The 24,432-nt window shown below is 62.8% G+C and carries 24 protein-coding genes; 11 read left to right on the plus strand and 13 right to left on the minus strand.

The annotated features are described in order from the left end of the window. Position 1 precedes the first annotated feature (1 nt). Positions 2 to 1,129: a pyruvate dehydrogenase (acetyl-transferring) E1 component subunit alpha gene (pdhA, locus tag M1L53_RS03205; protein ID WP_007729066.1), complete on the minus strand. Its 1,128-nt coding sequence runs from the start codon at positions 1,127 to 1,129 to the stop codon at positions 2 to 4. A gap of 154 nt (positions 1,130 to 1,283) precedes the next feature. On the opposite strand from pdhA, the gene M1L53_RS03210 reads away from it, so the two are divergent. The 3 genes from M1L53_RS03210 to M1L53_RS03220 are packed head-to-tail and all read left to right on the plus strand — an operon-like array spanning position 1,284 to position 2,948. Next, the gene (locus tag M1L53_RS03210) at positions 1,284 to 1,754 is read left to right on the plus strand and encodes an Lrp/AsnC family transcriptional regulator (RefSeq protein ID WP_042447206.1); all 471 of its coding nucleotides are present in this window, start codon (positions 1,284 to 1,286) and stop codon (positions 1,752 to 1,754) included. A 46-nt stretch (positions 1,755 to 1,800) separates the two neighbouring features. After that, positions 1,801 to 2,625, plus strand: a complete 825-nt coding sequence (locus M1L53_RS03215; RefSeq protein ID WP_042447209.1) for a DUF692 domain-containing protein — start codon at positions 1,801 to 1,803, stop codon at positions 2,623 to 2,625. After that, positions 2,622 to 2,948: a hypothetical protein gene (locus M1L53_RS03220; protein WP_042447211.1), complete on the plus strand. Its 327-nt coding sequence runs from the start codon at positions 2,622 to 2,624 to the stop codon at positions 2,946 to 2,948. Before M1L53_RS03215 ends, M1L53_RS03220 begins: the two co-directional genes overlap by 4 nt. Here M1L53_RS03220 and M1L53_RS03225 read toward each other — a convergent pair. The 8 genes from M1L53_RS03225 to leuS form a co-directional block, all read right to left on the minus strand. Beyond that, on the minus strand, positions 2,937 to 3,731 hold the full coding sequence (locus tag M1L53_RS03225) for a family 1 encapsulin nanocompartment shell protein (RefSeq protein WP_003942478.1): 795 nt from the start codon (positions 3,729 to 3,731) through the stop codon (positions 2,937 to 2,939). The genes M1L53_RS03220 and M1L53_RS03225 overlap by 12 nt on opposite strands. Beyond that, the gene (locus tag M1L53_RS03230; protein ID WP_042447536.1) at positions 3,728 to 4,786 is read right to left on the minus strand and encodes a Dyp-type peroxidase; all 1,059 of its coding nucleotides are present in this window, start codon (positions 4,784 to 4,786) and stop codon (positions 3,728 to 3,730) included. The genes M1L53_RS03225 and M1L53_RS03230 overlap by 4 nt, the downstream gene beginning before the upstream one ends. 68 nt (positions 4,787 to 4,854) lie before the next feature. Next, entirely contained in the window at positions 4,855 to 5,811 is a 957-nt protein-coding gene (locus tag M1L53_RS03235; protein WP_007729077.1) for an SMP-30/gluconolactonase/LRE family protein, read from the minus strand. A gap of 33 nt (positions 5,812 to 5,844) precedes the next feature. Next, positions 5,845 to 6,801 (minus strand): alpha/beta fold hydrolase, encoded by a 957-nt coding sequence (locus tag M1L53_RS03240; protein ID WP_054186855.1) that lies wholly within the window; start codon positions 6,799 to 6,801, stop codon positions 5,845 to 5,847. A gap of 1 nt (position 6,802) precedes the next feature. Next, entirely contained in the window at positions 6,803 to 7,177 is a 375-nt protein-coding gene (locus tag M1L53_RS03245; protein WP_003942502.1) for a nuclear transport factor 2 family protein, read from the minus strand. A 65-nt stretch (positions 7,178 to 7,242) separates the two neighbouring features. After that, the gene (locus M1L53_RS03250; protein WP_054186854.1) at positions 7,243 to 7,923 is read right to left on the minus strand and encodes a hypothetical protein; all 681 of its coding nucleotides are present in this window, start codon (positions 7,921 to 7,923) and stop codon (positions 7,243 to 7,245) included. Positions 7,924 to 7,986: 63 nt separating this feature from the next. Then, positions 7,987 to 9,492, minus strand: coding sequence for an MFS transporter (locus M1L53_RS03255; RefSeq protein ID WP_042451764.1), 1,506 nt, complete (start codon positions 9,490 to 9,492; stop codon positions 7,987 to 7,989). 426 nt (positions 9,493 to 9,918) lie between these two features. Then, the gene (gene leuS, locus M1L53_RS03260; RefSeq protein WP_054186853.1) at positions 9,919 to 12,765 is read right to left on the minus strand and encodes a leucine--tRNA ligase; all 2,847 of its coding nucleotides are present in this window, start codon (positions 12,763 to 12,765) and stop codon (positions 9,919 to 9,921) included. A gap of 101 nt (positions 12,766 to 12,866) precedes the next feature. On the opposite strand from leuS, the gene M1L53_RS03265 reads away from it, so the two are divergent. Next, the gene (locus M1L53_RS03265) at positions 12,867 to 13,358 is read left to right on the plus strand and encodes an SdpI family protein (RefSeq protein ID WP_054186866.1); all 492 of its coding nucleotides are present in this window, start codon (positions 12,867 to 12,869) and stop codon (positions 13,356 to 13,358) included. Positions 13,359 to 13,363: 5 nt separating this feature from the next. Continuing rightward, the gene (locus M1L53_RS03270; RefSeq protein WP_232318968.1) at positions 13,364 to 14,323 is read left to right on the plus strand and encodes a DUF1648 domain-containing protein; all 960 of its coding nucleotides are present in this window, start codon (positions 13,364 to 13,366) and stop codon (positions 14,321 to 14,323) included. Here the strand turns inward: M1L53_RS03270 and M1L53_RS03275 are convergent. Next, on the minus strand, positions 14,292 to 14,987 hold the full coding sequence (locus tag M1L53_RS03275) for a FadR/GntR family transcriptional regulator (RefSeq protein WP_007729102.1): 696 nt from the start codon (positions 14,985 to 14,987) through the stop codon (positions 14,292 to 14,294). The genes M1L53_RS03270 and M1L53_RS03275 overlap by 32 nt on opposite strands. 162 nt (positions 14,988 to 15,149) lie before the next feature. On the opposite strand from M1L53_RS03275, the gene M1L53_RS03280 reads away from it, so the two are divergent. Then, positions 15,150 to 16,319: an MFS transporter gene (locus M1L53_RS03280; protein WP_042924296.1), complete on the plus strand. Its 1,170-nt coding sequence runs from the start codon at positions 15,150 to 15,152 to the stop codon at positions 16,317 to 16,319. A gap of 4 nt (positions 16,320 to 16,323) precedes the next feature. Beyond that, positions 16,324 to 17,304, plus strand: coding sequence for a bile acid:sodium symporter family protein (locus M1L53_RS03285; RefSeq protein WP_003942582.1), 981 nt, complete (start codon positions 16,324 to 16,326; stop codon positions 17,302 to 17,304). Between the two features lie 266 nt (positions 17,305 to 17,570). On the opposite strand, the gene M1L53_RS03290 is transcribed toward M1L53_RS03285, so the two are convergent. Both M1L53_RS03290 and M1L53_RS03295 read right to left on the minus strand, forming a co-directional pair. After that, the gene (locus M1L53_RS03290) at positions 17,571 to 18,176 is read right to left on the minus strand and encodes a YqgE/AlgH family protein (protein ID WP_003942572.1); all 606 of its coding nucleotides are present in this window, start codon (positions 18,174 to 18,176) and stop codon (positions 17,571 to 17,573) included. Positions 18,177 to 18,229: 53 nt separating this feature from the next. Beyond that, entirely contained in the window at positions 18,230 to 18,925 is a 696-nt protein-coding gene (locus M1L53_RS03295; RefSeq protein ID WP_039973071.1) for a TetR/AcrR family transcriptional regulator, read from the minus strand. 134 nt (positions 18,926 to 19,059) lie between these two features. Here M1L53_RS03295 and M1L53_RS03300 point away from each other — a divergent pair, with 134 nt between their 5' ends. Next, positions 19,060 to 20,001, plus strand: coding sequence for an NAD-dependent epimerase/dehydratase family protein (locus M1L53_RS03300; RefSeq protein WP_007729110.1), 942 nt, complete (start codon positions 19,060 to 19,062; stop codon positions 19,999 to 20,001). 24 nt (positions 20,002 to 20,025) lie between these two features. Here M1L53_RS03300 and M1L53_RS03305 read toward each other — a convergent pair whose 3' ends face one another. After that, positions 20,026 to 21,447, minus strand: coding sequence for an MFS transporter (locus M1L53_RS03305; RefSeq protein WP_007729112.1), 1,422 nt, complete (start codon positions 21,445 to 21,447; stop codon positions 20,026 to 20,028). Positions 21,448 to 21,533: 86 nt separating this feature from the next. Between M1L53_RS03305 and M1L53_RS03310 the strand changes: the two genes are divergently transcribed. The 3 genes from M1L53_RS03310 (at position 21,534) to M1L53_RS03320 (ending at position 24,432) form a co-directional block, all read left to right on the plus strand. Continuing rightward, positions 21,534 to 22,100, plus strand: coding sequence for a TetR/AcrR family transcriptional regulator (locus tag M1L53_RS03310; RefSeq protein ID WP_007729114.1), 567 nt, complete (start codon positions 21,534 to 21,536; stop codon positions 22,098 to 22,100). Between the two features lie 87 nt (positions 22,101 to 22,187). Beyond that, positions 22,188 to 22,811: a TetR/AcrR family transcriptional regulator gene (locus M1L53_RS03315; protein WP_042924289.1), complete on the plus strand. Its 624-nt coding sequence runs from the start codon at positions 22,188 to 22,190 to the stop codon at positions 22,809 to 22,811. Then, on the plus strand, positions 22,795 to 24,432 hold the full coding sequence (locus tag M1L53_RS03320; RefSeq protein ID WP_054186851.1) for an acyl-CoA dehydrogenase family protein: 1,638 nt from the start codon (positions 22,795 to 22,797) through the stop codon (positions 24,430 to 24,432). The genes M1L53_RS03315 and M1L53_RS03320 overlap by 17 nt, the downstream gene beginning before the upstream one ends.

Genomic DNA, 24,432 nt, shown 5'->3' on the forward strand with positions numbered 1-24,432 from the left:
GTCAGTGTCCCCCTGTGTCAGCGGCTTCGGCAGCAAGTTCGGTCTCGAGTTGCGCTTGTTGCTCACGCAACTGCGGTGTCTGCTCGGCGAAGACGTACCGGAACAGATCGAGCGGATCGTGCGGGCGGTCGACATTCATGCCGGCGCGCAGTGTGGCGGCCTCTGCCTCGGCCTCCGCGGTCAGTGATTCCACGAATGCGTCGTCGATCAGATCGTGTGCGCGCAGATACTTTTCGAGACGCGGCAACGGATCTCGCCCGAGCCAGGCTTCCACCTCGGCGCTGTCGCGGTAGCGGGTGGCGTCGTCGGCATTGGTATGTGCGTCGATGCGATAAGTGTGTGCCTCGACGATCACCGGTCCGTTTCCGCTGCGAACGAAGCGCGCTGCCTCGTCCATGACGGCCATCATCGCGACGGGATCGTTGCCGTCTACCTGCTCGCTGCCAATCCCGTAGCCGACGCCCTTGTGCGCCAACGTCGGTGCTGCGCTTTGGCGCGACAGTGGCACGCTGATCGCAAATCCGTTGTTCTGCACCAGAAAGATCACCGGCGCTTTGAAGACGGCGGCGAAGTTCAGCGCCTCGTGGAAATCGCCCTCACTGGTGGCGCCGTCACCACAGAGCGCCAAGGCGACGGTGTTCAAGCCCCGTCGAGACTCCCCGTAGGCCACCCCCGCTGCATGCAGCAATTGCGTTGCCAGCGGGGTGCACTGCGGCGCACTGCGCAGCGCGACCGGGTCGTATCCGCAGTGCCAGTCGCCGGCGAGCATGCTCAGAATCTGCACCGGATCGACACCCCTGGCGGCCAACGCCATCGAATCCCGGTAGGTGGGGAAGAGCCAGTCACTCGGCTCCAGACTCATCGCTGCCGCGATCTGACATGCCTCCTGCCCTCGCGAGGACGGATACACGGCCAGGCGCCCCTGTTTGGTCAGTGCCGTAGCCTGCTGGTCGAAACGCCTGCCCAGGAACATCTTTCGATACATCGCGATCAGGCGATCGTCGCTCGGTTTTGCGTAGCGGGCCTCGCTGCGCGTCAGTTCTCCGGCAGGGTCGAGGTACTGCACCGCAGAATCGGCCGGCAGGAACTTCTGATACCGCAGTTCCCCCAAGGGCTCGACAAGTGTCACTTCTACCTCCAGAAGACGTTGTGTCCATCAGTATTCGCACTTCGGCGACGTAATGGCAGCAAGCGTCGAGGATTCAAGACAAACGGCCTATCATGAGGATTCGGGCAGCAATATGTCCATCAACCGACTCGACTACCGAACCAGGAATGGACAGATGGCCACCGAACCGCACGCTCTCGATGCGATCGACCGCCGCATCATCGCCGAACTGGTCGCAGACAGTCGCATCTCCATGCGTGCACTGGCTGAAAAGGCGCACATATCCCGCGCTCACGCCTACGTCCGCATCGAAAGGCTCGAGGACGCCGGAATCATCACCGGATTCACGACGCGGATCGCCCATGAGAAGGCCGGACTCGGCTCCTCGGCGTACGTGGCACTCTCGATCCGGCAGCACTCGTGGCGAGGTCTGGCGGCGTCCTTGAAGGCCCTGCCGTTTGTCGAGCACTTCTCCCTCCTCGGCGGCGACTTCGACGTTCTGGTGCTGGTCCGTGCCCCGGACAACCAGGAACTACGCCACACCGTTCTCGAAGAACTCCAGGGACTCGACGGGGTTCTCTCGACCAAAACGTGGCTGATCTTCGAAGAAGGCAACGGTCCGGGACCCAACTGGCTGCCCGCCTGATCCGTCTATAGTCGCCGTTAGCAGTTGCACACGGGAGGTGATTCGAATGACCCTGTACGGCCTGGGAATCGGTTGGCGCCCCGAGGTCTCCGGAATCATCGCGCAGCTCGACGGCCTGGCATTCTGCGAAGTCATTGCCGAATCCGTCGGAAACGAGATACCGCCGCACCTCGGCTCGCTCGGAGTTCCGGTGATCCCGCACGGAATCTCGCTCTCACTTGGCGGGGCCGAGGCGGTAGATCAGGCACGGATCGATCACCTTGCGCATGCAGCTCAGCTACTGGGCGCTCCCTTGGCGAGCGAGCACATCGCATTCGTGCGGGCGGGCGGCATAGAGGCCGGGCACCTGCTCCCACTGCCACGCACCCACGAAGCGATCGATGTCTTGGTACGCAACATCACCCGCACTCAGGACGGTCTACCGGTGCCGTTCGCCGTCGAAAACGTTGCCGCCCTGTTCGACTGGCCCGACGACGAGTTGACCGAAGGGGAGTTTCTCGCGGAGATCGTCGAGCGCACCGGAGCCCTGCTGGTTCTCGACATCGCGAACGTCTATGCCAATGCCCTCAACCGAGGGCGTGATCCCTGGGCCGAGCTGAGCCGGCTACCACTCGAGCGAATCGCATACTGCCACATCGCCGGTGGCAGCATCAGCGACGGCAAATACCACGACACGCACACCGATCCGGTACCCGAAGCCGTGCTGGAACTACTCGCGCAATTCACCGCGGCCGGTCACCATCCCGCGATCATGCTCGAGCGAGACGGCAACTATCCGCCGGCACTGGAATTGCTCGACGAGCTCGATGCCATCGCCGACGCAGCTGGTCTGGATCGCATCACCGCGGGCACCGACTGGTCACGCACATGAGCACGCTCGGTGAGCGTCAAGAGGCGCTTATTCGCGCACTGGTGGCGGGTGGCGAACTACCCGAAGGCTTCGACAAAGACGAAGCCGCCGTTGTCTCGGCGGCGCTGCTCCGAAAGCGCGCCGGAGAAGTGGCGCACCACCTTCCGGTCGCGCGCCACACTCTCGGCGATCGTTATCTTCAGTTGTTCACAGCGTGGGCGGGTGGACGGCCGAAGACGTCTTCGCGTTCGGATGCCCAGGCCTTTGTCGCCCATCTCCAGGACATCGGCGAACTGCCTCGCCCGCCCTGGTATCAGAGGTTTCGAAAGCTCTCACGCAAGTGAGACAACAGCTTCGCTGGTGTACATGAGGAACGTCATCGATTCCTGGAAGTACAGCTCGACGGAGTTCGCATCGTGCGAGAGATAGCCGATGGACAGGTCCTGGCCGAGGTGCAATTCGTAGTCACCGCCACGCGTCGACAGCAGGAAAGCACCGTCGATGGCCGGGGCCCAGATGATCTCGCCGTCGAGGACGCGTCGCAGGTGCTCGCGGATGGGGTAGCCGTGATCGGAGGTCTCGTTGATCGCGGTGAACGCATCTGCATTCAAGAGCAGTGAGTACGGTCCGTTGACACCGGCCAAGCGCAGCGACGTGATCGCCTGGCTGATGGCTTCCGGGTAGTCCTTGGCGTCGATGGGTAGCTTCAGTTCCGGGTTGGAACCGCTGGCCCGCACGCCGGTGATGCTGGCTGCGGGGTATCCCTCGAAGATGGCGCGGTCCTCGGCGAACGCGATCTGCTTGGCCGCGTCCTTGACGGGCTGCCAGTCGGAGTCCTTGGCGCCGCGTTCGACGTCGTCGATGGCCTGACGGCTGACGGTGAAAGGGACCCGCAGTTCGATGATCGGCTGGGACTGACGAGCATGTGCGATGACGCCGTCGGCCAAGGGATTGATCGGCACCTGATGCCCGAGTGGGATGGCCGCGAGATCGTCACCCGACGGTCCCTCCACATCCACGACACGACGACCGGCGACGTGACGCTTGAAGGTACGGCTCGCCTCTTCTTCGATCTCGGCCCAGGCTGCTGCCGAAATGGGTGCTAGGTCGCGGTGCAGGTTTGTCATTGCTGGGCACTCCTTTTGAGGCTGCCGATTCCGAGAGAACCGTCAGAGATGGGCGCTGTGAACGTCGCTTCGGGAACGAGCCTGGTCGGCAAGTCCGGGGGATCGTCGAGAAAGTCCGCCGTCGGAACGAAGAAATTGATTCCGGTGACGGCGGTGGAGAAATCGAGAATGCGGTCGTAATTGCCGACGGGATTCCCGATGAACATGTTGGTGAGCATCTGCTCGGTGACCGTAGGCGACGCCGAGTAACCGATGAAATAGGTACCCATCTCAGCGGAACCGACGTGGCCGAACGGCATGTTGTCCCGCAGAATCTGGATCTGCTCACCGGATTCGTCTTCGATGACGGTGAGTGCGGTGTGGGAGTTGGCCGGCTTGGTGTCGTCGTCCATCTCGAGATCTTCGAGCTTGGAGCGTCCGATGACGTTCTCCTGCTCCTCGACGGGCAGGGAGTTCCACTCCGACATGTCGTGGAGGTACTTCTGGACGATGACGTAACTGCTGCCTGCGAAATCCGGATCCTCGTCACCGACGGTGACCGCGACGTAAGCGGCCTGCCCGGACGGGTTCTCGGTACCGTCGACAAAACCCATGAGGTCGCGTTGCTCGAAATACTTGAACCCGTGGACCTCGTCGATCACCGACGCGGCCCCGGCCAACCTGTTGGTCACGACCGTGGCGAACTCGAAGCACAGGTCCATCTGACGGGCCCGGATGTGAAACAACAGATCGCCCGGCGTGCGCGGGGCGTGGTGTTTGTCACCGGTCAACTCGACGAACGGATGCAATTCCGCCGGCCGTGGACCGTCGAAAAGTCGGTCCCACGCATCCGAACCGATGCCGACGACGGCAGCCAAGCCACCGGCGGGAACCCGGAATCCGATCGAGCGCTGCAGCCCGGAAATATCCGCCAGAACGTCGTGAACTGCCTGCTCACCACCCTCGTCGATGGTGAAAACCAGGAAGATCGCAGCTTCCGTGAGCGGGGTCAGCAACGGCTGCGGTATCGCGGGAAGGGCCACTTCGGCCTCGTCGATCTCACTCGTTTCCGCCATGCAGACCAGTATGGACGATTCCGGCAGTCCCGGCATCAGTAGTGGGTAAGTCGCGTCAGGGTGTCGCGTCAGGGGGTTGCGGCCTGGGCGCCCGCGTCGAAGCCGGCCGGAATCTCGAAGATCTTTCCGTCGAACCCGGCGCGGTAGAGATGCCCGGCCGCGAAACCGGAATTGCCACGCCCGTAGGTCAACACACTCGACGCTTGCAGTCCGCTGGTGAGCGAGCAGTACTGGCCGGGTCCGTCGATCCGCCACACCTCACCACTGATGTCCGTGGGAACAATTGCGCGATCTCGCGAGTCCAAGGTCAAACCATCTGGAGCAGAGAAGGTTTCGAAGCCACCGAGGTCGACCAACGACTCCGAATATCCCGGATTGTCGACGGAGATGCGGCTGACACCCGGGTTTGCGAACGTGCGCGAGACGTAGAGCCAGCGATTATCGGCACTCAGGGCAGCGCCATTTGCACTCGGGAAGGTTGCCCACGCCGGGTCGACGGAACCATTCGGGCTGACCTTTCCGATCAGCGAACCGAAATCGTTGGTGGCGTAGATCGTTCCGTCGTGCGCGACGGCAAGGCCGTTTGCAGCGCTCAGACCACCGGCTATCGGCGTCACGGCGCCCGAGTTCACGTCCACCCGCGCGACCGACGCAGCACGCGTCAGATCGCCGATCAGCACGCCGGCGTTTGCTCCGGTACCCACCAGCAGTGAACCGTCCGGGCTCCACGCGAGTGCGCCCGCACCGCCGGGAACCGTCGCGATCGGAACTGCGGCCTGACCAGGCCCGTCGACGCGGAAGATCCGCCCACTCACCAGGTCGGTCGTATACAGGCGCCCTTGCCCGTCCACCGTGACACCCTCGAGGGCCGCACCCGGAATCTGGGCGCTGAGTATGGCGGGTGACGATCCAGGGCAAGGCGGAGCGGCGGCGGCACCGGACACGCCCAGAGCCAGAAGCGAACCGGCAACAAGAGCACCGGTGATACCTACCCGAATACCGCGATCGAAGATCCTGGTGCGCATCTGCGCAACGCTAGACCTTCGGCCCGATTTCGCCTAGAGCGACCGAAGGAAAGAGATCAAAAGTTCATTGACCTCGGCAGCGTGTTCTTGTTGTACGAAGTGCCCCGCACCGCCGAGGAGATGTACACCCCGCAGGTCGGGGACAGTGTCCTTCATTCGGTCCAGTGCCTTGGGACCGCTCATCGCGATGACCGGGTCTTCCGCGCCCGCAACGAAGAGCGTCGGGACCTCGACGTGCGCGCCGTCCAGATCCGCGCTGCGTTCCCAATTGGCGTCATACGCTCGGTACCAGGTCAAGCCACCGGTGAAACCTGTTGCAGTAAAGGCCTTTACATAGACATCCAAATCATCCTCGGTGAGCCACGACCACGGCAACGCCGGCGCCTCGGGAAGTACGTCGAGATAGCCGTTTCCTTCGGAGGGGTTCTTCCACACATCGAGGTACCGGTAAGCCCCGGACAAGGCGTGGAAGAGCCGCTGAAGGAATTCACGTGGACGGGCGTCGAGTTCGCGCTCCGCAACACCCGGTTCCTGAAAATAGTGAATGTGCAGAAAGTGCTTGCGCGCCAAGGCGGCGTAGATGGCCGAGGGCTTGGCCGGGAATCTGTCCGGCGCATAGGGAACCGCCAAGGAGACCAGTCCCGCAACGCGATCGGGGTGACGAAGCGCTGTCGTCCACGCGACCGGAGCGCCGAAATCGTGTCCGACGAACACCGCTTTGTCGATTCCGAGAGCGTCGAGTAGGTCGATCAGCCGGTTCGCGACGGCGTCGTTGGTGTAGTCCTCGATCGCGTCGGGGCGGGTAGTGCCGCCGTAACCGGGCATGTCGAGTGCAATCGACCGAAAACCCGCTTCCGCCAACGCTGCCGACTGATGGCGATAGCTGTATCCGAGGCCGGGAAAGCCGTGGCACATGACCACAGCTGTCCCGGAACCGGAATCGTCGATCTGCCAACAGAATCCGTCGACGTCGATCGTCTTGACCGTCATGTCAGGCGGTGATCATGTCTTCCTGGTTCCAGAATGCGCGCATCGACAGGATCTTTCCGTCGTCGTCGAAGGTCATGACGTCGATGGGTGCGATGGTCAGGGTCTGCTCGCCGAGCTTGGTGATCAGCGAGAAGTGGAATGCCGCCTCGTTTCCGGCGATGCGGAGGGTCTGAAGGTGAGCTTCCTGGTCGAAATTCTCGATCACGGAGTAGAACTCGAGAATGGACTCGCGGGTGGTGCGCACGTCGGTACCAACCGGGTCTTCGACCGTTGCACCCTCTGCGTACAGGGCCACAACCTGGGCAGCAGTGCCCGTCGCAACGGTCTCGATGTAGGCGTCGACGGTCTTGCGGATTACCTCTGCGGACGGTGCCATGGTCTACCCCTCGTAGTTAGAACAGGTTCTAATTCTGAGGATAACCTACGACTCTGTTCCACGGGTCAGCTTTCGAGCACCTTGCGCAGGCGAGCCTTCTTCCGGTTCTCCCGCACGATCCAGACGACATCGGTGTCGTCCGACGCCTCCAGGGAGACGAATGCCGGCAGGGCATTCTCCGGATCCGCCGCAACCGCGACACTCCAGCAGTATCCGAGCGCCTGCCGGAGAGTCCGTGTGTCGGCCTCGCGACGAGAATCAGCTGGTTGCGAGACGATCCACTCGGTAGCGTCTCGGCACACCTGAACGGCCAGCGCAGCGTTGGTCTTGTCCTTCAGCAACCGTGGCTCGCAGATCCCCGCAGCCGCTGCGCGCAGCGTCAATGGATGAGCGGAGCGTGACCACTGCTCGATGATCGCCCGCAATAATTGCGGATCCGTGTCGCCTATCGCCTGAACGGCCATCGCGGCAGCTTCACGTGCACGCCACGACGCACTGGTGGTTGCCTCCGTCAGACTGTTCAGAACAGCCTTGTCGCGTGAACGAACAAGGATGAATCCGAGCCCGACGATCCCACAGCAGCGGATGTATTCGTCCTCGGACTCCGCCGCCAGCAGGATGTCGTCGTCATCGGCGCCGCGCGCGAACTCGAGCATGAGCCCAAGGTTCGCGCGCGGGCCGGGCAATCCTGAACGCTCCGTCAGGTAACTCCACAGTTCGTCACCGTCCAGATCCGCGAACGTCATGGGAGTCCTTTCGTCGGTACGCCCAATCCTGTCAGTCCGGATCTACACGCGCAGCATTTCCGATCAGTGAGCCGGGAGGAGGGACGTCTCCTGCTGCACACCGTCTTCTGCGCCGATCTGGACGATGTTTCGCGGCAGGAACACGGCTGCGATCGCGCCGAGAACTGCTGCAGCAGCACCGATCAGGAACGCGATACGCATGCCCTCGTCGGTGTAGAAGACAGCGCCCTCCATCGCCATCGCGATGTGCGAGTTCAAGACCGTGAAGGCGATGACGGGAAGCACTGCGGGGAAGATGCTCTGGAAGACCGCAACCATGCTCGCCGTGGTTGCCTGCAACTGCGGCGGCACTGCCTCGATGAGCAGGTTCGGGATGGAGGCGTAGCCCATACCCATACCGACACCGAAGATTCCGGCAAAGATGATGAGCAGAGGCTTGTTGTCGTGAATGGTTGCCGTCAACGTGAATCCGACTGCCATGAGGATCATTCCGATGATCATCAGCAGACGGGGCCGGATGTTGCGCCCCACGAGGAAGCCCACGATCAAACCACCGACCACCACCATGCCGCCAAGCGGCGCCTGGAAGATCGCGAATCCCTCTGCCGTGACGCCGAATCCGTATCCCAGGCCGAGAACTGCTGGGGTCATCACCATCATCGGCAGCAGAATCGTGAAGACTCCCGACGCGCCGTAGCAGAACCCGGCACCGACGGCAGTGAGCATCACCGAACGCTTGCCGAAGTAGCGCAGGTCGATCAAGGGCTCGCGGATGGCTCGGGCAGAGGCAACCCAAGCCACCAACAGTGCGACGCCGCCGATCAGGTAGGCCAGTGTCGAACCGTTCTTCCAGCCCCAGGTCGGTCCGAAGCTGACGCCGATCAGAATTCCGGCGATGCCCGATCCGAGCAGTACCGCACCGATCAGGTCCAGCGAAGAGCGAAGTCGGACAGTCGATTCCGCCGTCGAAGCGAAGATCATGCCGCCGAGGAGAACCAGCCCGACGACAAAGAACCAGAAGATGCTCCGGAACCCGTGGTTGTCGATCAACCAACCGGAGACGAACGGCGCCGGAATCGCGATCAGACCCATACCGGAAGTCGCGATACTGACTGCCAGCGCAACAGTTTTCGGCGGGAAGACATCTCGAATGAGGGAGTAGCTCAGGAAGAGGCAGGGAACGAGCAGACCCGTCAATGACCGGCCCAGAATCAGGACGGCATAGCTCGGCGCAACCGCCGAAATGAAGGATCCGACCGCTGCGCCGGCGACCGCCAAGAGCAGGACTTTTCGCTTGCCGTACATGTCGGCGAGCTTTCCGAGCAGAGGAGACGCGACCGCCCCCAGCAGCAAGAACGACGTGAGCAGCCAAGCTCCCTGCGTCGTCTGATAATGCGTCGAGATGGCCGGCAGCGCAGTGGAAATCATCATGTAGCTCACCGCGAGCATCTCGAGAAGTAGAACGATCGACGCCAGAGAGAACACCAGTCGCGGAGTCCAACGCTCCGGTATCGATGTCGGTTCGGGCGCACTAGGAGACGAACCGGAGCTGTGGACGTGAGACGCCATGGCTGGAAGATCCTTTCGGGACACCTACAAATTCGATTGACCCCCTGTCGAATACCGCCGACGGGGGCCTTGCGGGGAAGTGCAGTGGAACGACAGCTACCGCTCTCGGCAACGTGTTACGTGCATCACAGCCCTCACATCGAACACGCGCTACCAAATGTTCCGTGGAGCGGGACATTCAGGACAACGACTGATTGGCATCACAAACTCGAACCTGGCCTTGGATTATGAGCAACGGCAACGATTTTCGGTTCGGACTTGAACGTGGAGCCATTCCCATCTTCGAAATACCGACCACCCCGTACTTGACGATCCCGCCTTTGAGGTTCCCCCCTCGGTGTCAACGTCGGGAATCATCCCCCAGAAACGACTGTGCGCCGTTTCGGTAGCGGTAACTACCAAAACGGCGCACAGGGGCCGAAGGCCCTACAGAACTATGTTGACCATCTTGCCCGGCACAACGATCACCTTGCGGGGTGCGTTGCCCTCGAGCAGAGCGACGATCTTCTCGTCGGCCAGCGCAATCTCTTCGACAGCCTTGCGATCGGCATCCGCCGGGACGCTGATGCGGCTACGAACCTTGCCGTTGACCTGGATCGGGTACTCGACGGTATCCTCGACGAGCCACTTCTCCTCGACTGCCGGGAAGGGTCCGTGCGCAAGGGATTCCGTGTGACCCAGACGCGACCACAGCTCTTCCGCGAGGTGCGGCGCCAGGGGAGCGAGCATCAGCACCAGCGGCTCGACAGCAGCACGCGGCGCACCTCCCGGGAACGCCTTGGTGAGGTGGTTGTTGTACTCGATCAGCTTCGCGGCGGCCGTGTTGTCGCGCAGCGCCGTGTAATCCTCGATGACACCGGAAATCGCCTTGTTGAGCGCACGCAAAGTCTCTTCACCAGGAGCTTCGTCGGTGACACGGGGCTTGCCGGTCTCTTCGTCGATGACGACGCGCCACACTCGCTGCAGGAATCGCGCAGCACCGACGACGTCCTTGGTAGCCCACGGACGCGAGGTGTCCAGCGGACCCATCGACATCTCGTACACACGCAGAGTGTCTGCACCGAACTCGGCGCAGATCTCGTCCGGCGCAACGGCATTCTTCAGGCTCTTGCCCATCTTGCCGTACTCGCGGTTGACCTCGGCGCCTTCGTAGAAGAACTTGCCGTCACGCTCGACGACCTCCTCTGCCGGCACGTAGACGCCGCGGGCGTCGGTGTACGCGAATGCCTGGATGTAGCCCTGGTTGTACAGGCGGCGGTACGGCTCGCTCGAGGACACGTAGCCCAGGTCGAACAGAACCTTGTGCCAGAAGCGCGAGTACAGCAGGTGCAGCACTGCGTGCTCGACGCCGCCGACGTACAGGTCGACTCCACCGGGATCGTTGGGGCCGTGCAGTTCCGGACGCGGGCCCGTCCAGTACGCCTCGTTCTGCGGGTCGCAGAAGGCGTCCTGGTTGGTGGGGTCGATGTAGCGCAGCTGGTACCACGAGCTACCTGCCCACTGCGGCATGACGTTGGTGTCGCGGTGGTAGGTCTGCAGACCGTCACCGAGATCGAGCTCGACGTTGACCCAGTCGGTCGCCTTGTTCAGCGGGGGAGAGGGCTCGGAGTTGGCGTCGTCCGGATCGAAGGACACGGGTGCGTAGTCCTCGACCTCCGGAAGCACCACGGGCAGAGCCGAATCCGGCAGAGCGTGTGCGTTGCCGTCCGCGTCGTAGACGATCGGGAAAGGCTCGCCCCAGTAACGCTGACGCGCGAAAAGCCAGTCGCGCAGCTTGTACTGGATGGTGCCCTTGCCCTGGCCGCTCTCCTCGAGGCGACTGATGACGGTCGCCTTGGCCTCGGCAACGTCCAGCCCGTCGAGGTAGTCGGAGTTCACCAGCGGGCCGTCACCGGAGTACGCAGCCTCCGAAACATTGCCACCGGCAATAACTTCGAGAATATCCAGACCGAACGCGTTCGCGAACTCCCAGTCACGGTGATCGTGTCCCGGAACTGCCATGATCGCACCGGTGCCGTAACCCGTCAGAACGTAGTCGGCGATGAAGATCGGAACCTTGTGTCCGTTGACCGGATTGACGGCGTAGGAACCGAGGAAGACGCCCGTCTTCTCCTTGTTTTCCTGGCGCTCCAGGTCGGTCTTGGCGGCAATCGACTTACGGTATGCAGCAACAGCTTCCGCCGGAGTCGTGGCACCGCCAGTCCAGCGCGCGTCGACACCTTCGGGCCACTCGTCCGCGACGAGCTTGTCCACCAAGTCGTGCTCAGGAGCCAGCGTCACGTAGGTGGCGCCGAACAGCGTGTCCGGACGGGTAGTGAACACATCGACGCCGTACTCGCCTGCAGCAAAGGTAACTTCGGCACCGTACGAGCGTCCGATCCAGTTGCGCTGCATGGCCTTGACCTTGTCCGGCCAATCCAGGTACTCGAGGTCGTCGACCAGGCGATCGGAGTACGCGGTGATGCGCATCATCCACTGCTGGAGATGCTTACGGAAGACTGGGAAGTTTCCGCGGTCACTACGACCGTCGGCGGTGACTTCCTCGTTGGCCAGGACGGTACCCAAACCGGGGCACCAGTTGACCATCGAATCCGACTGGTAGACAAGGCGGTACGAGTCCAGAACCTTGGCCTTCGCGGCCACGTCCAACGAAGCCCACTCGCGTCCGTCTTCCAGAGCGCGCTCACCGGAATCGAACTCGGCTTCCAACTCGGAGATACGACGCGCCTTGCCGGCTTCCTTGTCGTACCAGGCGCCATGGATCTGCAGGAAGATCCACTGCGTCCAGTGGTAGAAGTCGACATCCGTCGTCGCGAGACTACGACGCTCGTCGTGGCCCAGACCCAGGCGTCGCAGCTGGCGCTTCATGTTGGCGATGTTGGACTCGGTGGTGGTCCGTGGGTGGGTACCCGTCTGCACGGCGTACTGCTCGGCCGGGAGACCGAAGGCGTCGTAACCGAGGGTGTGCAGGACATTGCGGCCCTGCATGCGATGGAAGCGCGCGAAGACGTCCGTAGCGATGTATCCGAGCGGGTGACCGACGTGCAGGCCCGAACCCGAGGGGTACGGGAACATGTCCTGAACAAAGAGCTTGTCGGCGGGAACACCGTCGGGCGAGGAGAGCGGACCGACCGGATTAGGCGCGTTGAACGTGCCGTCCTCACTCCAGCGGTCCTGCCAGTGCTGCTCGATCTGGCCGGCGAGCTCCGCGGTGTAGCGGTGCTGCGGAGTTGCGTCGGCTGGTGAATCGGGGGACTGCGGAGACTCGGTCACTGTGGTCGCTATCTACTTGGCTGACGGAAATACCGATAACCAGGGTAGAGCCTGTGCGACCCGGGCATACCATCAACTCCACTCGCGCCTATCCTGTATGGGTGATCGTTGTCGCTGTGGTGCTATTCGTGCTCGCTGTCGCCGTCGGTGGAGTTGCTGTCGCCGGACTGATCGGCAAACTCCCGCGCAACCGCTGGGCCGGTGTCCGCACCGAGGATTCCCTGCGGAGCGAGGAGTCGTTCGCCCTCGCCAACAAGGTGGCCGGTCCGACCATGCTCGCGGCCGCTGGAATGTTGGTCATCGGCGGAGTCGCAGCACTGACCATCGGCGGAGTCTTCGGCATTGCCGTCGCGATCATCGCCGTCGTCGTCGCCGTCCTCACTGCCGGTTTCGGTGGCGGCATCGGCGCCCGCGCTGCCGCCGCACTCCCGCAGCAGAGCGGATGCGGTAACGACTGCAACTGCGGCGGACACTCCGAGCCTGTCGCCGAGCCGGTGGCGGAGACCCCCGAGGCCAAGGCGAACGCTGCCGCTTGCGGCACCGCTTCCTGCGGTGCCTGCGCGCTCAAGGATGCTTGCCAGCCGGCTCATTGATTCACGTGAAACATCGCGTGATCGACCCGGCCGGGGTCGTATTCGGGCTAGTGGTTCCGCTGCTGTGTGCGGTCTTCGGCTTCGTCCTGACAAAAATGTGGGAGCCTCGCCTCCCGGAGCAGATCGCGACTCACTGGACCACCACCTCGCCGGACGGATTCTCCACCCCGTCGGCCAACGCCTGGACCATTGCACTTCTGACGCTGCTCTTCGGTGGCGGCCTGAGTGCGATTGCTGCTCTTGCTCCCGCGATGCTGATGATGCGCCGATTCATGTTGGTTGTCGGGCTGAGCGTGGTCGGGCTCATCACGACAGTGAACTTCGCTTTGCTCTACACCCAACTCGATGTCACCGATCCATCCACGACGTCACTCCCGCTGTGGTCTATCGGTGTCGGCTTTGTCATCGGCGGGGTGCTGGGGTGGATCGGCGCCTCGTTCCTGCGTGACTACCGCGTCCGCACTCTTGCCACGATCGAACCCTCGGCCGGGTTGCCGCGAAGCCGCTGCGCTCTCCCCATCTCCGACGACGTCGGATTCAGCACCAAGGGGTCGGTGATCCTCACTGCGATCACTCTGGCGCCCGGAGTCGTCATGGCGTTGGCGATGCGGTCACTCTGGCCGTTGTTCATCTTCGGGGCACTCGGCCTGCTTGTCGTCAGCTTGGTTCGCTTCCGGGTGATCGTCGACGAACGGGAGATCCGGGTGATCAACATGGGGATGGCTGCGATGACCTACGACATAGACGAAGTTGTCGGAGCTGACATCGCGGAGATCAAACCGTTCGCGGACTTCGGCGGCTGGGGACTCAAGACCAAGGGTCGTCGCAACTACGGCGTCGTCACCCGCACCGGACCAGCGGTGGTCATCACGTTCGCTTGTGGCGACCGACTCACGATCACGACACCCGAAGCCGAAGACATCGCCGGGTCACTCAATCGATTGGCCGACGCCCGGACTCGCTAACCGCCGAGCCTGAACCGATCGCTTCCTGAGTCTTCTCGAGATACCCACACGCCGCAGCCCTGGCTTTGGTGACATCGCGTTCGGCGATGGCTTCGGCAACTCCCTGATGATGCGAAGACGTCAGCGACGGCGGATGCACCCCTTCGGTCACCTCGTAGGTGGCTCGAACTGTTTCGAGGATTCCGGCAAACAGATCTTTCAGCACGGGATTGTGGGCGGCATCGACAACGGCAATGTGAAACGCGAGATCGACGTCGACGAAGTTCTCCGCTGGGACATCACGCTTGGCGGCCAGTTCACGAAGTATCCGAACGTCGTCGTCGCTGCGACGCTCACACGCCAACCGGACCGCTTCCATCTCGAGCGCACGACGCACTTCGAAGACGTATTTCATCTCGTCGACGGACGCGTGTTTGCCGAGCAGTCCGCCGATGTCGGTCCGAGCGCGCACGAAGGTCCCTGATCCGCGACGGATCTCGAGAACTCCCGTCGAGGTCAATGTCTTGATCGCTTCGCGCACGGTGTTCCGGCCGACGCCGAGAACACTCATCAACTCCGGCTCGGTCGGAACACGATTGCCCACTGTCCAGACGCCGTCGGAGATCTGCGTGCGCATCCAGTCGAGGGATTGCTCGTACGCGGACTCTTTGCGAACAACGGTCATCAGCTCATCCTCACAGCATTAGCGGCGATCATTCCACTCACCTACGATACGTAGGACGACCCATGTATTTTCGCACTCTGTCTTCAGGAGGGGCTTCCCACGTCCGCCACAGCTGTCGCCACCGAAGAACGCACACGCCGCACCAATCGACACTTCTACGGCGTGGGCTACGTCCTCACCGTGATCCTCTTGGGCGCGAACATGCCCACCTCCGTCTACGGGCTCTACCGGACCGAGTTCGGATTCACGCCCACCATCCAGACGCTGATCTACGGCGTCTACGTCGCCGGCCTCGTTCCGGCATTGCTGTTCTTCGGACCGCTGTCCGACGCCCTCGGCCGACGCACCGTGCTCCTTACTGCACTCGCTCTGAGCGTCGTCGGCACGCTCGTTCTGGCATTTGCCGACGCGACGGTGTGGTTGTTCGTCGGCCGGATTGCCCAGGGAATCGCGGTGGGCGCGGCCAGTGCGGCGGGCAGCGCCGCATTGGTGGAGCAGGAACCGAAGTTCGATCACCGACGAGCAGCGCTCGTATCGACGGTGACGGGCGCGTTGGGCGGTGCGCTCGGACCACTCGTGTCCGGTGCAATCGCCCAGTACCTTCCACAACCGCTGCGGTTGCCGTATCTGATCTTCCTCGTCGCGTTCATCCCGGCACTGATCGTGTTGCTGCTACTTCCGCGGATCGGGGACGTCACACGCCCGAAGCGGTTCTTCCAAATGCCACATGTTCCCGCCACTGTTCGCGAGACTTTCTGGCTCAGCTCGCTCGCCGTCGCGCTGTCGTGGGGCGCGGTCGGGCTCTTCCAGTCGGTGGTCCCGTCGTGGATGACCAGCCTGCTGAACATCGACAACCTTCTGCTCGGCGGCGGGGCAGCCGCACTGGTGATGATCTGCTCGGTGGTCGCGCAACTCGGCGGAAGCCGCATGGACCCGCGCACGTCCGTCACCGTCGGTCTGGGAATCCTCGCTCTGGGAATGATCGGCCTCCTCGTGGTCGACCTCGTCCCGAGCCTGGCACTGCTTGGCGTCATCACCGTCGTGGTCGGCGCCGGGCACGGTCTGGCGTTTGCCGGCGGCATGAAGCGCGTCAACGCCGCCGCCCGGACCCACGCCCGCGAGAGCCACGGCGGAGTTCTGGCCGCGTTCTTCACCGTCAGCTACGCGGGACTGGCGATCCCGTCGATCATCGCGGGTATCGCCATCACCCTCCAGGGAATGCAGACGGCCATCATCGAGCTGTCGATCATCGGGACGCTGCTGTGCCTGGCGGTGATGGGCTTCAACCTTCGTGGGGCTCGAGAGCCCGCTGAAGCTCGCCGTTATCCTTAGCCAGGTGAAGTTTCTCAGTAGGTTCTACATCGACGGGTTCATCCTCGGCATCATCATCGCCGGCGTGCTCGGAAGTGTGTTCCCGGTATCGGGTACCGCGGAGAGCATTCTGAACTGGGCCACCAAGATCGCCATCGGCTTCTTGTTCCTGCTCTACGGCGCACGGCTCTCGCCGCAGGAAGCCTGGAAGGGCGTCAAGCACTGGCGACTGCACACCGTCGTCCTCGCCGCGACGTTCGTGCTGTTCCCACTGATCGGCCTAGCACTGCGATTCCTGTCGCCGACGCTGATCAGCGACGAACTCTACACCGGCATCCTCTACATGTGCCTGGTTCCGTCGACGGTTCAGTCTTCGATCGCGTTCACCTCGATCGCCAAGGGGAATGTCGCGGGCGCGATCGTCAGTGCGTCGTTCTCCAACCTGATCGGCGTCTTCGTCACACCGCTGCTGGTGGTTCTGCTGATGAACACCACCGGCCAGGCAACGGTCGACTTCTCGTCGATCCTCGACATCGTCGTGCAGTTGCTGATCCCGTTCATCGTCGGTCAGCTGATCCGCCCGCTGGTGATCGGATGGCTGCAGAAGTACGCCGAACCCACCAAGTACGTCGATCGCGGATCGATCCTCCTCGTTGTCTTCGCCGCCTTCAGCGAAAGCATGAAAGAGGGGATCTGGAGCACCATCACGATCTGGCAGATCGTGATCCTCACAATCGTGTGCTGCCTGATTCTCGCGCTGGTTCTCGGCGTGACCACTCTCGCGGGGCGCAAGCTCGGGTTCGATCTTCCCGATCAGATCGTCATCATCTTCTGCGGGTCGAAGAAGTCCTTGGCAACGGGCCTACCGATGGCGGCTGTACTGTTCGCGGGCCAGCCCGTCGGCCTGATCGTGTTGCCGCTGATGATCTTCCATCAGATCCAACTGATCGTCTGTGCTGCGATGGCGCAACGCTTCGCGAATCGGGATCCGGTCAGCGTCAGCTAGCGAGCAACTCGCCTCGGGTCGCGTCGACGCAGCCGCAACCGCCCTGCAGTTCAGCACAATCGATGGACAGCGCATGGCGGACCGATGCCAGGTCGAGGCAGTTCGCGCCGGTGCATTCGAGTGACCCGTCGGCATGCCGTAGCAAAGAATCGTGGCAGTGATCGACATCCGAAACACAATCCGCGCACTGGATCTGACGCTCAGCGAGCATTACTGCCACCTCTCTCGAAAACGATGACACAGGAATATCATCGACCTCCGACAAGTCAGTTTCGTTCCACCTCGATGGGGTGGCTGGCCAGCATCGCCACGGGTAGCGGCTGGCGTCGTAGCACCCGTGCCCAGACATCGACTCGGGGCGGCGTCAGCACATCCGACGGCAGCGAGCTGATCACCATCCAGTCTTCACGCTCGAGCTCCGAATCCAGCTGGCCCAGAGTCCAACCCGAGTACCCGGCAAAAATGCGGATCCCTTCGACCAGAGGAGCAATGACCTCCGGGTCCGAGTCCAGATCCACCATGACTACCTTGCCGTCCACCCGCCGCAGGCCGGCGACGCCGTCGATCCGCGCACCGTTGCGAGCGATGCCCAGGCAAAGCGCCGAGTCACGCTTGACTGGTCCACCGATGTACAGGGCCGAAGGATGCGCGGTCAGCGGTGACCACTGCGGCAACACGTTCTGCACGGCCGTCTCACTCGGCCGATTGACGACGACGCCCAGGCTCCCGGCGTCGTTGTGCTCGATCATGTAGATGACGGTGCGGCGAAATGCGGGTTCCGTGAGATCGGTCGACGACACCAACAAACTGCCCGGACGAACCTCCGGTTCTATCCAGGCCATTCGATCCTCGGGTTCTTCTGCGTGCGCCACAAGGACATCATCTCACCGACAACTGCGCGCGGAGGAACGAGACACAAGCGTGTTCAGGTCAGACCCGCCACATCGGCAAGTAGTGCCAAATGCCGCTCGAAAATCTCGCTCGCGTCGGTGAACGTATCGCTTCCGTACTGCCCGAACACCTCGAAGTTCACCGAACCGAACAGCGATACCCAGACGAGAGTTGCGCGCACCGCGGCATCCGGCGGCAGGTCGGTACCCAGTTCAATCCGCACTCCCTCGAGGTCCGCTGCCAACGTGTCACTCAGGCCCGGACCCTCTCGCACCGTCAGTGAACCCGCGCGATGGGCGGCGTCGATGATCCCGATCAGCCGGGTCACGACGAGGGTGCCGGGGCCGGTGGTCTGCTCGCCCGGAGCGTCGTAGCCGGGGACGGGGCTGCCGAACAACAGACCGTAGCGGGCCGGCTCCCGGATCGCCCAGCTCCGAACGGCGCGCCCGAGAGCAATGAACTGTCCGCGAAAATCCTCTGCTGCAACGGCATTCACGGCGGCGTCCACTTCCGCGCCCAGTTCCGTGTACCCGTCGACCACCAGCAAGGTCAGCAGTTCGTCCCGACTGGCGACATAGCGGTATACCGCTGAGGACACGACTCCCAGGTCACGCGCGACGGCCCGCAGAGACAAAGCGGCAGCGCCGACGGCAGCAAGATGCTCGCGTCCGATACGGGTGATGTCCTGCAGCGTCTGTTCGCGCGCCCGCTCACGGGGAGTTCCAACCATGAGTCCATCTTGCCCCATTCCCGAGAGCAGCATCAACAAAAGAGAGCACTGCTCTTGACAGCGCTCAGGTGCAGGTGCATTCTTGAAAACGAGAGCAGTGCTCTCAGTTCACTCGAAACAAGAAGGAGCACACCATGTCGAACCTCGAAATCGTCACCGGAGCAGGACCCGTCGGATCCGCCGTCGCACTACAGCTCGCCGAGCAGGGAATCAACGTCCGGCTCCTGACCAGGTCCGGCAGCGGGCCCGAGCACCCGCTGATCGACCGCCGACGCGTCGACGTCTCGGATTCCGAGGCCCTTCGCTCGGTCAGCGAGGGCGCCACGGCCATCTACCACTGCATCCACGCTGCTTACAACGCAGCCGATTGGGAGCGGGAACTCCCGGCGGCCGAGAAGGTTGTGCTCGACGCGGCCGCATCCATCGGTGCCGTCGTGGTCTTCCCCGAAAGCCTCTACGCCTACAACTCCGACACCCTGATGACCGAATCCGATCCACGCAACGCCACCGGTGGCAAGCGCGGCGTGCGCACCGCGCTGCTGCGTGCTCGCGAGGCCTCTGCAACACCCACCGTCAGCGTCGTGGCCTCGGACTTCTTCGGTCCCCGCGTCCGCACTGCCCACGCGGGCGAGCGCATGGTTCCGAAAGTCATGGTAGGTAAGAAGATTCGTGTCATCGGTTCCGCAGATCAGCCGCACTCCTTCACCTACATCCCCGATCTCGCAGCAGCGATGATCGCGGCGGCACACAACCCCGAACTTTGGAACTCCGTCCTCCACGCACCCACCGGCCCCGCGCTCACTCAGCGCAAGATCGCCGAGGCCTTCGCCCGCGCCGCCGGGGCATCCCCCGCCAAGGTGGGTGTACTCCCCGCCTGGGTGCTCGACGCCGCCGGCAAGATCAACACCGACAGCCGCGAACTCGCGGAGATGAACTACCAGTTCACCAAGCCGTTCGTCATGGACTCGAGCGCCAGCGAAGTGCTGCTCGGACTCTCGCCGACGCCGCTCGATCAGGCCGCCGAAGCGACCGTCGCGTGGTGGCGCGCGGAACAGGCTCGCACCGCTGCTGCCTGAATCTGGCGGTGGGCCGGGCATCACTCAGATCTGCGTGAGATAGCGTCGACTGAGAGCGACGATGGCCACGAAACACGCTGCAACGAAGATCATCCCGATGCGTGCCCCACCAACGGAGTTCGACGCACTCAGAGCGATGCCCAGGGCCGCGACGCCGATCGCCATGCCCGTTTGACGGGAGGTATTCAGTACCCCCGAGGCAAGTCCGGCGAACGATTTGTCGATCACTGCCATGGCCGCTCCATTGCAGCTGGGGCCGAACACACCACACCCGAGACCGACGAGGGCGGTCCCCGCCATCACCACAGGCCAGGTATCGCTGTCCCCGATCGCGGTGCACAGGAGCGCGCCGATCGCAGCAGTGGAAGCACCGACAGTCAGGAGCCAGCACATACCGCGACCTGCCCACACGCGATTGAGGACCAGCGTTCCGAACGTCCACAACACTGCAAACGGCAGAAAGAACAGTCCTGTCCGCAGCGCTGAAGAGCCCCAGTAGGACTGGATGAATATCGCGAGCATGAATTGCATGCCGTAGGCCCCGAATTGGAAGGCGAATCCGTTCGCTATGGATACAGAGAACGCCGGCTTACGGAAGATCGACAGCGGCAGAACCGGATGCCGGGTCCGGCCCTCGACGACGAAGAACCCGACGAGCGCTGCCACACATCCGAGTAGCAACGCCAGCGCCAACGGATCACCCCACCCGCGGGAGCCGCCTTCGATCAAACCGGCTACCAGGAGGGCAAGTCCGGCGATGCCGAGGACCTGCCCGGGAACGTCATAGGATTCCGCATCGCGCGTCGCGGTTTCACGGACATGCCGCCAGCACAGCCAGAGGGCTAGAACGCCGATGGGAACATTGACGAAGAAGATCGAGCGCCAACCGATGAACTCGGTGAGCAAGCCTCCTCCGATCGGTCCTGCGACCAATGCGATTCCGCCCGTTGCTCCCCAAATCGTGATTGCCTTGGCACGCGCGATCGGATCCGGATAGGTGCGTGCAATGATCGCCAGTGTCGTTGGAAGAAGCCCGGCAGCAGCGACACCCTGCAGGCAACGAAATGCCGCCAGCGATAGAAGGTTTGGGCTGACGGCGCACAACAGAGAAGCCGCCGTGAAGCCGCCCAACGACCACAGGAAGACACTGCGGGAACCGACTCGGTCCGCCAGAACTCCCGCTGTGAGCAACAGGCTGGCCAGAGGAACCGTGTAGATGTTCACCAACCATTGCAAAGCGGCAATGGAGCCACCGATGTCGCGTTCGATTGCCGGTAACGCGATGTTGAGAGCGCTCCCGTCCAACAGGATCATGAAGAATCCAAGACAAACCGCAGTGAGTGCCAGTGCCTGATCTCTCGAATCACCCAACAGCGCAGTATGTTTCGTGCCGCCGGAGACTGCGTCACCGACCGAGCTGTCAGCAGAGATGTTGCTCGTGCCCATAGGAGGCCCCCGTCTCCGGAATTTCTGTACCTGCAAGTACAACAGCTTTCACAGAGACTGTACATACCCATAGGTACAATGTCTGTATGGGTAGTGCGGAACGGCTGATCGCAAGCATGCAAGAACTGTTGTGGGAGCGTGGCTACTCCGGAACGAGCCCACGTGCCGTGCAGAAAATGGCTGACGTCGGGCAAGGCAGCATGTACCACCACTTCCAGGGGAAAGCGGACCTGGCGGTGGCCGCAGAGCATCTCATGGGGCGCGAACTACAAGCGCAAATCACCGAACGACTCAACTCCGGCGAGACGACCGTCGACAAGATCGCTGCCTTCCTCACGATCGACGAACACGTCCTCCGCGGGTGTCGGCTCGGGAGATTGGTCCAAGACTCCGAGGTCGCATCCAACGACGAGTTGCGAGCACCGATCCAGACCATGTTCGTGTGGATTCAACAGAACATCGCATCCACACTCGAAGACGGGCGCAGCAACGGTGAAATCCGTCCCGATGCGAACATCGAAGCTCTCGCCACCACCATTCTCGCAGTGCGGCAAGGTGCTTACGTCCTCGCTCGTGCTGCCCAATCCGAAGAACCGTTTCGAAAGGCGGCCGACGGGCTGATCGAAATGCTCACCCACGGGGTTTGCGTGTAAAAGTTCAACGATGCTCCAGTAGCCATGTCGCCGTTCTGCTCCAGTCAGCTCTTGACGCAAGAACGGAACGGGTGTTCACTTCTTCACATGGCCTATCGCCGCACTCCGGCAGTACAGGAAAGATTGGACGCCCAACGCGCCCGACTGCTCGAGGCCGCTACGACGGCAGTGGCAACCCACGGCTATGCGGGATGTTCCATCGCCGCGGTGGCCAAGAACGCCGGCGTCGGCACCGGGACGCTGTATCGACATTTCGACGGCAAGGGCGAATTGTTCGCCGAAGTGTTCCAATCAGTCTGCAGCCGTGAGGTATCCGCAGCTCGGGACGCCGGAGACAGCGCCCGACATCTGGAAGGCAACCACCGCTCCGCTGTATCAGCGTCGGTTCGGACCTTCGCCGAACGTGCCATGCGCGCACCGGTTCTCGCCTATGCACTGCTGGTGGAACCGGTAGATCCTCTCGTCGACGAACAGCGGTTGATGTTTCGCGAATCGTTCCGCGATTGCCTGGCCACCGCAATTCGCTCAGCAGTCGAATCCGGTGAGATACCGCCACAGGACGCCACTCTGACGGCAGCGTGCATCGTCGGGGCAATCGGCGAGGCCCTGATCCTTCCACTGCGCGGCGGCACCACCGATCCCGCTGCGATCGACGCCATTCTCGCCTTCACCCTTCGATCGTTAGGGAGCTTCGATGACACCCACGCATGAAGTCACCAATCAGGTTCCGCCCCTGATCGATTACGACGCAGCCGAATACGCGCCGCTTCTCGAGGCACTGCAACGTGAAGGAGCTTCGGACGCACTCGAGGAGGTTCATCAGGTTGGAATCCGCGCCGGAAGCGCGCAGGCCCAGGAGTGGGGCGATCTGGCCGAGGAGCACCCACCTGTCCTGAGAACCCACGACCGCTACGGCAACCGTATCGACGAGGTCCGCTACGACCCCGCCTATCACCAACTCATCAGCACCGCAGTGGAATTGGGACTGCACGGCGCTCCGTGGGTTGACCCGAATCCACACGCACACCTCGTCCGCGCCGCGAAGATGGCCGTGTGGGGTCAAACCGACGCCGGTCACGGCTGTCCCATCTCCATGACGTACGCCGTGATCCCCGCGCTGCGGCACAACGCGGATCTGGCCGCGCAGTACGAACCCTTCCTGACCACGCGGCACTACGATTCGGCGCTGAAAGCTCCCCTCACCAAACCCGGATTGATCGCCGGTATGTCGATGACGGAAAAACAGGGCGGTTCGGATGTTCGTGCCGGAACCACAAGGGCAGTGCCACAATCCGACGGCAGCTACCTGCTGACGGGCCACAAGTGGTTCACCTCCGCGCCGATGTCGGACGTGTTCCTCGTCCTCGCCCAGGCACCGGGTGGTCTGTCGTGCTTCTTCCTGCCTCGGGTCCTGCCGGACGGCTCGCTCAACAACATGTTCCTGCAGCGTCTGAAGGACAAGTTGGGCAATCATTCCAACGCGAGTAGTGAGGTTGAGTACCGCGACGCTCTCGCGTGGATGGTCGGCGAGGAAGGCCGGGGCGTGCGCACCATCATCGAGATGGTCAACATGACCCGGTTGGACTGCACGATCGGCACGGCCACCGGCATGCGCGTCGGCACCATGCAGGCAGTTCACCACGCGAATCATCGAAGTGCTTTCGGCGCCAACCTGATCGACCAACCCTTGATGCGAAACGTTCTGGCAGATCTGGCGGTGGAATCGGAAGCGTCGACCACCGTCGCGATGTGGCTGGCCGCTCTGACCGACCGCGCAACCGCAGGCGATGCCCACGCCAGCGCACTACGACGCATTTCGTTGGCCGTGAGTAAGTACTTCGTCTGCAAGCGCGGACCGATCCACGCTGCCGAGGCACTCGAGTGTCTGGGCGGAAACGGATACGTGGAGGAATCCCGGATGCCGCGCCTCTATCGCGAGGCTCCGCTGCTTTCGGTGTGGGAGGGTTCCGGCAACGTCGCGGCGCTCGACACACTGCGGGCGATGGCCAAGCAACCCGAAACACTGCAGGTGTTCTTCGACGAGCTGAAACGAGCCAGTGGAGTGGACGGCCACTTCGATCAGGCCGTGCGGGATCTCCAGGTGGCATTCGGCGATTTCGACGACATCGAATACCGGGCACGAAAGATCGTCGGCGACATGGCGCTCGCTCTGCAGGCCTCGCTGTTGCTCCGCTACGGGCACCCCGCGGTGGCCGACGCGTTCTGCGCGAGTCGGCTCGGAAACAGCTGGGGGAGTGTGTTCGGAACGCTGCCGAGGGGCGTCGACGTCGCGCCGATCCTCGAGCGGGCCACCGTCAAGATCGGCGCCTGA

This window comes from Rhodococcus sp. T9N, from assembly GCF_024436645.1.
Lineage (GTDB): Bacteria > Actinomycetota > Actinomycetes > Mycobacteriales > Mycobacteriaceae > Rhodococcus_F > Rhodococcus_F qingshengii.